This window comes from Pedobacter nutrimenti, from assembly GCF_032678445.1.
GTDB classification, from domain to species: domain Bacteria; phylum Bacteroidota; class Bacteroidia; order Sphingobacteriales; family Sphingobacteriaceae; genus Pedobacter; species Pedobacter nutrimenti_A.
Map to the genome: position 1 here is coordinate 96,735 of NZ_JAVTSQ010000001.1, position 11,852 is coordinate 108,586.

Below are 11,852 nucleotides of genomic sequence, written 5' to 3' on the forward strand. Positions count from 1 at the left end.
TTAGATCAGATGAAGAAATTAATTATACTCAGCATAGTTGCTCTGTCATTGAGCATCAGCAGCTGCAAAAAATATTTAGATATTACACCAGTAGGAAAAGTGATCCCCACAACAGTCTCCGACTTCCGGGCACTGTTAACCTCTGGCTATTCCACTTTCCCAAGACATAAAGCTCTACTGGCTGTTCGCACAGACGAATTTCTGCTGGATGAAGACAGCCAGGATTTTCCAACATTGAAGGATATTTACAGCTGGAATGATGCAAATCCGGATGGGCTTACAGCTCCATTGCCATATATGGATTTTTACAAAACTATCTTTTGTGCAAATGAAGTGATTCAGGATGTAGAAGTCAAAGCAGGCATTTCTGCTGAAACAGCACAGTTAAAGGGAGAGGCTTACCTTTTAAGAGCATATGCACATTTTGAGCTGCTCAATATGTATGCTAAAACGTATAATAAAACGACCGCTGGCACGGATAAAGGCGTTCCCATTGCAACGACCATAGATCTGGAACAGAAATTTCCGCAGGCAAGTGTAGAAGCTGTTTATACGCAGATTTTTTCAGATTTAACTGTAGGTCAGCAATTGCTGAATGTAGACAAATGGGAAGCAGGAAAGAACTATCGTTTCAGCAAAAGAGCTGCACAGGCTCTTGCAGCCAGGATCTACGAATTCAGAGGAGAATGGGATAAGGCACTAACAGCAGCACAAAATGTTTTACAGGCCAACAATACACTTGAAGACTTGAATGTTAGCGGAAGTTTGCTTCCAAACAACTACCAGTCTAAAGAAAACATCATGTCACTTGAAGATGTAATGGATGCAAGAACTTCTAATATTGGTATTGTTTCCGCTCATTTGATCGGAATTTACGATCAAACCAATGATTTGCGTTTTTCAGCTTACTTTGGTAAATCAGGTGGTCATTACGTTTCTCAAAAAGGAAACTCAAATGCCTTGAAAATTACCTTCAGAAATGGAGAGATGTACCTGATTGTAGCAGAGGCAGCATTACAAACGGGTAACAAAGACCTTGCCCTGCAACAATTACTGGCCTTAAAAGCCAAACGTTTAAAACCAGCTTATTTCCAGACAGAGAAAACCCGGATATCCGCACTTTCATCTGCAGATTTACTGAAAGAGGTGTATGCAGAACGTGAACGCGAACTCGCCCTGGAAGGTCATAGATGGTATGACTTAAAACGTTATGGGCAACCAGAACTCAAACATACCGTAAGCGGTGTAGAATATACCCTGCAAAAAAATGATCCGAGATATACGCTAAGATTTCCAAAGGGCGCTTTGGCTAATAATCCAGACTTACAACAATAGATATATTAGGTTAGGTGAATAATCTGTTGGCTCCGGTTTCTTTTGAGACCGGAGTTTTTTTGTAAATTTACAGCTGGTATTTCGAAACAACCATGACTGTACTGATTATAGAAGATGAAGAACTGGCAGCACAGGAGCTGAAAAGCATGCTGCTTGAATTCGACCCGGGAATAGAAGTACTGGCTATGATCGAAACCGTTGCAGGAGCTGTTCAATGGCTCAAAAACCATAGGGCAGACCTGATCTTTATGGATATCCATCTGGGAGACGGAGAAAGTTTTCAGATCTTTCAACAAGTACAGATCCAAAGTCCGGTTGTATTCACCACCGCCTACGACCAATATACTTTAAAAGCTTTTAAACATCAGGGTGTAGATTATCTGCTGAAGCCCTTTGATAAGGAAGATGTTGTTCAGGCCATTAAAAAAGTACAAGGACTGCAGCAACAAGGCGCAGTTCCCGCAGTGGTTTATCCAAGAACACGCTTTATGGTCAAAATGGGGACCCGTCTTAAAGCCGTCCAAGCCTATGAAATCGCCTACTTTATGGCAGATGATAAGTATTTGTTCCTGGTCACCCGCGATCAGCAAAGTTATATTATAGAAGAAACGATCACCAGCCTGGAACCGCAGTTGTCTACCGCCGACTTTTTCCGGATCAACCGGAAATTCATTATTCATATAGATTCCATTAAAGAAATGTATAAGGTTTCCAGAAACCGGGTTAGGGTTGTCCTGGATCCGGAACCGGAGCACAATCCACAAGTATTGGTTACAGAAGAACGTGCAGAGGCCTTTAAGGCTTGGCTGAACTTGTAGTATTTTAACATTCTTTAACACTAATTAACAACTCATACATAGTGATATAGCTAATTTTGATAAACTGCCAAATTAAAATTAGAGCTCATGAAACATTACCAACGCATCAACAATCTCCTCGGATTTATTCTATTCTCTGTTGCCCTTATGGTTTACTGGTTAACCATGGAACCCACAGTCAGCTTCTGGGATTGTGGAGAATTTCTCTCTGCCTCCAATAAGCTGCAGGTAGGGCATCAGCCTGGAGCACCTTTGTTTTTGATGATAGGTAAAATGTTCTCGCTACTGGCACTCGGACATACCGGAAGAATTGCTTACTGGACCAATTTCCTTTCCGTAGTGGCCAGCGCTGCAACCATTATGTTCTTATTCTGGACCATTACAGCTCTGGCTTCAAAGGTGTTTGTAAAGAAACAAAGCCAGACAGAAATGTGGGCTATTCTGGCCGCAGGAGCTATAGGTGCACTGGCTTACACTTTTTCAGATACCTTTTGGTTTTCTGCAGTAGAGTCGGAAGTGTATGCCCTTTCGATTCTGTTCACGGCCATTACGTTCTGGGCCATTCTGAAATGGGAAAGGGAATTGGATGATCGTTGGCTGGTGTTTATTGCTTTTATGATCGGGCTCTCTATCGGTGTACATTTGCTCAGCTTGCTAACCATACCTGCCGTTGTGTTGATCTATTATTTTAAAAAGACAAGTCAGCCAAATTGGAAGGGTTTACTGAAAGCTTTTGCAATCGGATGCGTACTGGTGGGAATCGTACAGTTCTTTTTAATCCAGTACCTGGTGTTGCTGGCCGCCAAATTCGATTTGTTCTTTGTCAATCAGCTGGGCACAGCTTTTGGTGCAGGAGCCTTATTTTTTCTGCTTCTTGTTGCGGCGTCGCTGATTGCCGGAATTCTGTATACTGTAAAAACAAAGAAATATCAGTTAAACCTGGGTTTGATCTGCCTGACCTGTTTATTGATAGGTTATAGTTCTTACTTTCTGATCATTATAAGGGCCAACGCAAAGACCAGTTTGAACCTGAGCAATCCAGACAATGCCTTTGGCTTATATGATTACCTTGGCCGTACCAGTTATGGTGAAACCCCCTTGGTCTATGGACAAACCTTTGATGCCAAAGTCACCGATAATACAATTAACGGAAAAACCTACAGAAGGGGGCCTGCTAAATACGAAGTGTCTGGCAATAATTATAAAACCACTTACGACAAGAATCAACTCTTTCCCCGGATGTACAGTAGCCGGGCGGACCATGTACAATTTTATCGTCAATGGCTCAATATGGGAGAAGATGAGCATCCTTCCTTTTTACAAAACTTAAGCTTTTTTTCCAGCTATCAGGTTGGTTTCATGTACTGGCGCTATTTCTTATGGAATTTTGCCGGGAAACAGAACGATATGCAGAGCCAGGGAGAAATACAGAACGGCAACTGGATTACAGGAATCAATGCACTGGATAAAGTCCGGCTCGGTAATCAGGCTCATTTGCCTGCTTCTGTTGCAGAGAATAAAGGCCATAATGTGTTTTACGGATTGCCGCTCCTGTTGGGTGTTATCGGTATGATCTGGTTGTACAGGAAGAGCAAATCTATGAGCGTAGTACTTGCTGCGTTGTTTTTCTTTACAGGCCTGGCGATCATTCTGTACCTGAACCAGGATCCTATGCAGGTGAGAGAAAGAGATTATGCCTATGTAGGTTCTTTTTATGCCTTTGCCATTTGGATCGGACTTGGCGTGTTGGGTATCCGGGAATTTCTAAGCAGATGGGCTGCCCCAAAATGGAGCCTGGCTATTGCGGCTGGCTTATGTCTGGTTGTTCCCTACCTGATGGGGACTGCTGGCTGGGATGATCATGACCGCTCAGGAAAGACTACTGCCCTGGACTGGGCAAAGAACTATTTGAATTCCTGCGCCAAGGATGCCATTTTATTTACCACGGCCGACAATGATACTTTCCCCTTATGGTATGCCCAGGAGGTGGAAGGTTTCAGAACGGATGTCAGGGTGGTTAATATCCAGTATTTATCAGATCCGGCCTATATTACCCAAATGAAAAAACAACTTCGCCAATCGGCACCATTGCCGATCACTATGAACGAAGATCAGTATAAAGCAGGGTTGAGGGATGTATTTCCATATGTGGACTATGGTTTGAAAGATAGTATAGAGCTCTCTGATCTTTTTGCGGTAATGACTTCCGATCAGAAAGCTGACCAGGTGGAAATGAATGATGGCAGTTATGCCAATTTTGTTCCGTCAAGGAAATTAAAACTCAGCATCAACAAAACAGCTTTGCTGGAATCCAATATCATCAGGAAGGAAGACAGTGATAAGCTGACAGATGTGATGGAATGGGATTTTAAAAAGAACTATGCAACCAAACCAGATCTGGCCATCTTTGATATTCTGGTACACAACAACTGGAAGCGGCCAGTGTATTTTGAAAGCTCGGTGTCTAACGATACTTATATGGGCCTGGATAAATACCTTTATCTGGAAGGCTATGCCTATCGTCTTTTACCGTTTAAAACAGATAAAAAAGACAAAGAAGAACGGACCAATGCTTCAGTGATGTACAGCAATGTGATGAATAAAATGGAGTTTTCCGGATTTAAGAAAGCAGCTTATATGGATCCTGAAAGCAGGAGGGTATTGGATCAAACCTGGAGATTGCACAATACGCTGGCCGGAAATCTCCTGGCAGAAGGGAAAAAGACAGAAGCACACCAGCTGATGGTCAGAAGTCTTGATGAACTTCCGGTGAAAAATTATTCCATCAGAGACAGTATCCTCAGGCTGGGTACCATCACGAATCTATATGATCAGCAGGACCTGGCCCGGGCCGGCAAACTGACTACGGAAACAGCCAACTTCCTTGCCGGTGAACTTCATTACATGGTGTCTTTAGAACCTAAATTTCAGGAAGCTTACCTGGAAGATGCCCGCCTTGGCTTTTCTGTATTGCAGGAACTTGGGAAACTAACAGAACAATATGGTCAGCTGGAACAGCATAAGAAGATTATGGAGCAGCTTTCCATGCTGCAAAGGGTATCTTCAGGCGTATAGGGATAAACCCTCTTTAATGGCTTTGCCCGGTTTTGTTATTTGAGTTAAAGTATATAGCTTTATTCAATGATGAAGGAAGAGCAACCTAATGAAGAAGATGTATTGCTGGGCGTGGTGTCTCATGTGCTGAGTTTTACATTGGGTGAGTTTTGCAAGTACGGCTATCTGCTGGCTTTTGAAAAGGACCTGTCCGATTTAAAAGGTTTGGTAGATGCCGCTTCAATGTACGAGAATGACTATGAAGTTCTGGAAGGGGTAAAAGATCCGGCTGTTCAACTCTTGCTACAGTCTTCGGACAAGGTTTTTAATTGCATTAAAACCTACCTGATGATCAATTCTCTGGACGAATTTGAAGTCATGACGAATGAAGAGTTTAATCAGCATGCATCCAATAACTACCATTTTTATGTAGACCAGCCTTTGGGCCAATCCTATCCAGAGTTGATGGAGGAAACCTGCCATCTGTATTTCTCATTGATGCATATGATCTATCATACCTGCTGTCAGCTGGATCTTGGACAGATTGATTTACCTGATGAATTATTTGATGATTTTTATACGGGATTTCTGGATGTTATTGATGGCTGCGGGACAGCCACTGAAAACAAGAACATTAAATTACTCTACGATCTGCTCTTCGAACTGAATCAGGATATGAAACGAATGGAAGAACTGCGCCAGTAACAAAAAAAAAGCCCCTGGTTTACAGGGGCTTTTTATATGATATAATTTAGAAAGAAAAATCATCAATGCCCTTGGCACCGTTTCCTTCTTGATTTTCAGAATATTCGTAACGTTTTTCTATAACTTCCTGATGATTTTTGATATAATCTACAGTCTCATTTAGTCCTTCCGCAAACTTTTCAAAATCCTCTTTGTATAAAAAGATCTTATGCTTTACAAATACGCCGTCCTCCAGTCTTTTTTTACTTTCGGTTAAGGTTAAGTAATAATCGCCTGAACGTGTCGCTTTTACATCGAAAAAATAAGTTCTTTTACCTGCCCTTACTTTCTTAGAAAAAACCTCTTCTCTCTCTTTGTTGTCAAATTCTCCCATGGTTGGTACTGATCTTGGTTTTTGGTTCGGGTAAATATAAAGCAATAATTATTAAACTTCAAAATAGAATTAAAGAGATTTATTTTCTTCTTCCAATAATTGATGTTGATACATCTCCCTGTAGGCCCCATTTAGGTCTAACAGAGACTCGTGTGTACCCTGCTCGATGATTCTTCCTGCATCCATAACGATGATCTTGTCTGCATTTTTTATGGTAGAAATGCGGTGTGCAATTAAAATACTGGTCTTTCCTTTCATAATCCGCCCCAGGTTACGGAGTATTTCTTCTTCAGTTTTGGTATCTACTGCAGAAAGGCAATCGTCAAAGATCAAAATTTTAGGCTCTTTGATCAATGCACGTGCAATGGATACCCGCTGTTTTTGTCCGCCCGAAAGCGTGATGCCTCTTTCGCCCAGCATGGTCTCAAATTTCAGATCAAAGTCAATGATATTGTGGTATACTGCTGCACTTCTTGCCGCATTTTCTACTTCCTCATCGGTCACCTGGTCCAACCCGAATGCAATATTGTTTTTAATCGTATCAGAAAAAAGGAACACCTCCTGCGGAACAAAACCGACCTGATTGCGGTAGGGGCCTAACTGCAGGTTCTTCAGATTTTGTCCGTTGAGCAGTATTTCTCCGGAGTCTACATCATACATGCGCATGATCAGATTGGCAAGGGTAGATTTACCCGACCCGGTTCGGCCTATGACGGCAACGAACTGACCTTTTTCTATTTCGAAACTGACCTTTTCCAGGGCCTTGATACCTGTGTCCGGATAGGTGAAACTGACCTCGTTAAAACGGATACTACCATCAAAAGGTGCCGGGTCTACTTTGCCCGAAACAATATCGGGATGCAGTTCCAAAAATTCGTTGATCCTTTTCTGAGAGGCCGCTGCACGTTGGATCAGCGTGGTTACCCATCCCAGCATTGTCACCGGAAAAGTAAGCTGATTGACGTAAACGATAAACTCGGCAATGTTTCCCGCGGTGATGGAGCCATTGATCACTTGTTTACCACCTATATATACGGTCAGGATGGTGCTCAGTCCAACCAATAAGAGCATTGTCGGGTAAAAGAAAGCCTGTACCCTGACCAGGCTCATGGAGTTTTGCTTATAGCCTTCGCTTTCCTGGGCAAAAATAGCCTTGGTATGGTTTTCCCGCACATAAGACTTGATGACCCGTATGCCCGAGAAACGTTCCTGAACAAAGCTGGAAAGTCTTGACAGTTGTTCCTGGATTTGTTCACTCTTTTTATTGATCTGGGTATTGACAAAATAAATCGTTACCACCAGTACAGGCAAAGGAAGCAGACAAAAGGTGGCCAGTTCGGCATTGACCATATACATGGAAGTAATGATCAGTAAACATTGAACAGCTGTATTGAGCGCATACATAATGGCCGGCCCAACATACATTCTTACCCGGTTCACATCTTCAGTAGCCCTGTTCATCAAATCTCCGGTGTTGTTGCGGCGGTAAAAACCCAGACTTAACTTTTGGTAGTGGGCATAGATTTCGTTCTTCATGTCAAACTCTATATGTCTTGACATGAGGATCAGCGTTTGCCGCATAAAGAACAGAAACAGACCCCTGATCAGATACAGGAAAAGTACCAGTGCGCCAAAATAAAATAAGCTGTAACTGAAAATATCATAGATAATAGATTGCCTTTCGAAACCGGAAAAAAGGTTGTATACCTGGATGTTTTCGGTGATCAGGTTGAAGGCATGACCAATAACCTGTGCCGGGATGACGCCAAAGATGTTTGATATAATGACAAAGAAAACACCCGGAACAATCCACCACTTATATTTATAGAAGTACTTATTTAAAAAACGAAGGTGTTTCATGAGCAGGTAAAGTTAGACAAAGGCAGGTAATTTTTTTAAAGACTTTCGTTAAAACTAGGTAAAATAATGTTTTTTTATGCTAGTTTTGCGACATATCTGATAATTATAAGCGTATGTCTGATAACAGCTCTGTGGTAACTTCTATTTTGGATCAATTAAGTGCATTAGGTCATAAGAAAGTTGTTTTTTGTAACGACCCCGATACCGGCTTAAAAGCCATTATTGCCATACATGATACCACACTGGGACCTGCATTGGGCGGAACACGCATGTGGAATTACAATTCTGAATCAGAAGCACTGGAAGATGTCCTGAGATTATCCAGAGGTATGACCTATAAATCTGCCATTACCGGATTGAACCTTGGCGGGGGAAAAGCCGTAATCATCGGAGATTCCAGAAAAGGCAAATCAGAAGCCATGATGCGTAGTTACGGACGTTTCATCAAAAACCTGAACGGCGAATTCATTACTGCGGAAGATGTGGGTACAACCACAAAGGATATGGAATATATCCGTATGGAAACCAGCCACGTTACAGGTGTCCCTGAATCGATTGGTGGTGCAGGAGATCCGTCACCTTATACCGCAAAAGGCGTTTATCTGGGAATTAAGGCCTGCGTGAAAGAGGTTTTTGGAACAGATATGCTGGCTGGAAGATCTGTTGTAGTTCAGGGTATAGGAAATGTAGGTGAGCATCTGGTCGAATTGTTGAGGAATGATAACGTAGAAGTTTTTATCAGTGATATCAATGAAGAACGCTTACAGTATGTAGCCAGGAAGTATAAAGCCAAACCCGTTGAAGCAGATAAGATCTTTGCGCTTGATGCTGATATTTATGCACCTTGCGCATTAGGGGCAACCGTTAATGACAAAACCATTGCCAAAATGAAATTTGCCATCATTGCAGGTTCAGCAAACAACCAGCTGGCCGATGAAACCAAACATGGTGCACTCTTGCTGGAAAAGAATATTCTGTTTGCGCCAGATTATCTGATCAATGCGGGCGGTTTGATCAATTGCTATTCTGAACTGACCGGCTTTGGCAGAAAAAGAACGATCCAGCTCACCGAAAATATTTATGATGCAACACGCAACGTGATCCGTTTATCAAAAAAAGACAATATTCCTACCATTATAGCTGCAAACCGCATTGCCGAACAAAGAATGGCAGACATTAAGAAAATCAAATCATCATTTTAATACACACATAAACAGGTAAATTTACCACTCGTTCTTACATTCATGTTAAACAGAAGGCACCTAAGAATTAAAGCTTTGCAAAACATATTTGCATGGCAAATGTCAGATAAGAAAGATCTGATCTCATCAAAGAAAGCATTGATGAAAAGTATTGACGACGTCTACGAAATGTACGTCCGCATGCTTGCCCTTATATCTGAAATCACAGAGTATACTGCTGTTGATGCCATTGAAAGGTCTAATAAACACTTTCCGACGGAAGAGGATCTGAATCCCAATCAGAAACTGCTGCACAATGCATTTATCGTTTTATTACAGAAGAATCCTGAATTTCAGGCGGCTGTTAATAAATACCAGATCAACTGGAATGCAGAACCGGATTTCATTAAAACCATTTATAACAAACTGAAAAGTACACCTGAATATGTGGCTTATCTGGCAGGTGATAATGAAGGATTGGAGGAATCCAAAGAGATCATTAAGTTTATCTTTAGAAAGATCATTCTTAAAAATCAAAACATCATTCAGGCTTTTGAAGATAAATTTATCAACTGGTCTGTAGATAAAGAGGTGATGCAAGGTATGGTGGCTAAAACACTGAAGAATTTCACTTCTGAGGATCCGTTTGCAAATAAACTAACCCCGATTAGCCAGGACTGGCCGGAAGACAGTAAGTTTGTACAGGATCTGTTTGCTTATACTTTAAAGAATTACGATAAATATCAGGAGCTGATTGCTGAAAGAACTAAAAACTGGGAGTCTGAGCGTATCGCATTGATGGATACGATTCTGATGAAAATGGCGATTTGCGAATTGCTTAACTTCCCATCTATTCCGGTTAAAGTGACCATTAACGAGTATCTGGATTTATCAAAAGATTACAGTACACCGAAAAGTAACTCATTTATTAACGGTATCTTGGATAAAATTTTGGGCGATTTAAAACGCACGAATAGCATTAAGAAAATTGGACGGGGATTAATAGACGAATAATCACATGAAACACTTATTTGTATTGGGCATTGCCGGTGTATTGCTGGCTTCCTGCCATCAGGGAACGGCTAAACAAGATGTAAAAGCCGGCAGTTTAACAGACACGACATCGAGTGCAGCAAAACCTGCTTCTCCAGATGCTGCGATCCTTTCTTTTGAAAAGGAAAGCTATGATTTCGGAAAAATCAAACAAGGAGAAAAAGTACATTACGACTTCAAATTTAAAAATACGGGAAAAAGCCCGCTGATCATTTCCAATGCAACAGCGACTTGCGGATGTACCATTCCTGAGTCACCTACTGAACCGATTAAACCTGGTGAAGAAAGTGTGATCAAAGTGGTTTTTAACAGTGCGGGTAAAATGGGGATGCAGGACAAAGTGGTTACCATTACGTCTAATGGCAATCCGAATACCAATCAGGTGCATTTAACTGGAGAAGTGACTCAACCTTAATATTTTATTAAAAAAACAAAAAAGACAATATGACTACAGGAATAGTAATTTTACAAGCAGGCGGAAATGGAATGTTGGGTACTTTAATCCCAATGGTTCTTATCATGGTGGTATTTTATTTCTTCATGATCAGGCCGCAGGTTAAAAAGGCAAAAGACCATAAGAAATTGGTTGAGGATTTGAAAAAGGGAGATAAAATTGTAACTACTGCCGGTATTCACGGCAAAATTGTAGATATGAACGAGACTACTTTCCTGATCGAAGTTGAAGGTGGTACTAAAATCAGATTTGATAAAACTGCGATTTCATTAGATGCGACTAAGGCTACTTTGCCTAAAGCCTAATTGAAGTTATCCAATTGAAATATTTAAGCCGCTTTACGCGGCTTTTTTTATGGACCTGATTTTTGTGTTTGCTTGCATTACCAGTATTTCGCATAGACAACAGCCACCTCGTCATGCTGACCTGGAGCGCAGCGGAAAGCTACGGAGTAAATTCATTTCAGCATCTCGGAAGAGAAAGTCAGAGAATATCGTTGTATTACCTGTATTTCGCATGGACAAAAAAGGGATATGAATATTTCAGGCTGCACCAGCTTAGGCAGCCTGAAGGGGCTGCAAACCTGCTAAGGCCTGAAATATTCATATCCCTTTTTTGTTTGCAGGGCGGCTATAGCATGGAGATAATATTTGTCGTCTATGGTTCAAGACCTTCAGACAAATCATTCCATTCAGGATTTGCACTATTGATCAAGCTGATCTTCCAGACCCTCTTCCAATTCTTCATCTGTTTTTCCTTAGCAATAGCTTCTTCAATTGAACTGTGCTGTTCGAAATAAACTAGCTTATTGCAATTATAATTCGCCGTAAAGGAATTAGGAAAGTATTTCTCTTTATGCTCTTTTATCCTAAAGTACAAGTCCGATGTTACCCCGATATACAACACAGAATTAATTTTGTTAGTCAAATGTATACGCAACCCCCTCTATCCATAGTTATGATCTTTGATGAAGCGGTTAATGTAACATTTGTTTGAAAAAATGTCATCATGCAGCCAAT

At 41.3% G+C, this 11,852-nt stretch carries 11 protein-coding genes; 8 read left to right on the forward strand and 3 right to left on the reverse strand.

Annotated features, from left to right (window positions below):
* Positions 1-9 precede the first annotated feature (9 nt).
* The 4 genes from R2S08_RS00405 to R2S08_RS00420 all read left to right on the forward strand — a co-directional run bounded on the left by R2S08_RS00405 (position 10) and on the right by R2S08_RS00420 (position 5,912).
* The gene (locus tag R2S08_RS00405; RefSeq protein ID WP_316833352.1) at positions 10-1,335 is read left to right on the forward strand and encodes a RagB/SusD family nutrient uptake outer membrane protein; all 1,326 of its coding nucleotides are present in this window, start codon (positions 10-12) and stop codon (positions 1,333-1,335) included.
* A 92-nt stretch (positions 1,336-1,427) separates the two neighbouring features.
* Positions 1,428-2,153, forward strand: a complete 726-nt coding sequence (locus R2S08_RS00410) for a LytTR family DNA-binding domain-containing protein (RefSeq protein ID WP_316833353.1) — start codon at positions 1,428-1,430, stop codon at positions 2,151-2,153.
* An 87-nt stretch (positions 2,154-2,240) separates the two neighbouring features.
* Positions 2,241-5,228 carry a DUF2723 domain-containing protein gene (locus R2S08_RS00415; RefSeq protein ID WP_316833354.1) on the forward strand — a complete coding sequence of 996 codons (2,988 nt, stop codon included), beginning with the start codon at positions 2,241-2,243 and terminating at the stop codon, positions 5,226-5,228.
* Between the two features lie 66 nt (positions 5,229-5,294).
* The gene (locus R2S08_RS00420; protein ID WP_316833355.1) at positions 5,295-5,912 is read left to right on the forward strand and encodes a hypothetical protein; all 618 of its coding nucleotides are present in this window, start codon (positions 5,295-5,297) and stop codon (positions 5,910-5,912) included.
* A 46-nt stretch (positions 5,913-5,958) separates the two neighbouring features.
* Here the strand turns inward: R2S08_RS00420 and R2S08_RS00425 are convergent, their stop codons facing one another.
* Both R2S08_RS00425 and R2S08_RS00430 read right to left on the reverse strand, forming a co-directional pair.
* The gene (locus R2S08_RS00425; protein ID WP_133777736.1) at positions 5,959-6,285 is read right to left on the reverse strand and encodes a DUF3276 family protein; all 327 of its coding nucleotides are present in this window, start codon (positions 6,283-6,285) and stop codon (positions 5,959-5,961) included.
* A 69-nt stretch (positions 6,286-6,354) separates the two neighbouring features.
* Positions 6,355-8,145 carry an ABC transporter ATP-binding protein gene (locus R2S08_RS00430; RefSeq protein ID WP_316833356.1) on the reverse strand — a complete coding sequence of 597 codons (1,791 nt, stop codon included), beginning with the start codon at positions 8,143-8,145 and terminating at the stop codon, positions 6,355-6,357.
* A 113-nt stretch (positions 8,146-8,258) separates the two neighbouring features.
* Here R2S08_RS00430 and R2S08_RS00435 point away from each other — a divergent pair, with 113 nt between their 5' ends.
* From R2S08_RS00435 to yajC, 4 genes are all read left to right on the forward strand, one after another.
* Positions 8,259-9,347 carry a Glu/Leu/Phe/Val family dehydrogenase gene (locus R2S08_RS00435; protein ID WP_108553053.1) on the forward strand — a complete coding sequence of 363 codons (1,089 nt, stop codon included), beginning with the start codon at positions 8,259-8,261 and terminating at the stop codon, positions 9,345-9,347.
* 99 nt (positions 9,348-9,446) lie between these two features.
* Entirely contained in the window at positions 9,447-10,340 is an 894-nt protein-coding gene (nusB, locus tag R2S08_RS00440) for a transcription antitermination factor NusB (RefSeq protein WP_316833357.1), read from the forward strand.
* A gap of 4 nt (positions 10,341-10,344) precedes the next feature.
* Positions 10,345-10,794: a DUF1573 domain-containing protein gene (locus R2S08_RS00445; RefSeq protein ID WP_316833358.1), complete on the forward strand. Its 450-nt coding sequence runs from the start codon at positions 10,345-10,347 to the stop codon at positions 10,792-10,794.
* Positions 10,795-10,823: 29 nt separating this feature from the next.
* Positions 10,824-11,138 carry a preprotein translocase subunit YajC gene (gene yajC, locus R2S08_RS00450; RefSeq protein ID WP_316833359.1) on the forward strand — a complete coding sequence of 105 codons (315 nt, stop codon included), beginning with the start codon at positions 10,824-10,826 and terminating at the stop codon, positions 11,136-11,138.
* A 352-nt stretch (positions 11,139-11,490) separates the two neighbouring features.
* On the opposite strand, the gene R2S08_RS00455 is transcribed toward yajC, so the two are convergent.
* The gene (locus R2S08_RS00455) at positions 11,491-11,760 is read right to left on the reverse strand and encodes a GIY-YIG nuclease family protein (RefSeq protein ID WP_316833360.1); all 270 of its coding nucleotides are present in this window, start codon (positions 11,758-11,760) and stop codon (positions 11,491-11,493) included.
* Between the last annotated feature and the right edge of the window lie 92 nt (positions 11,761-11,852).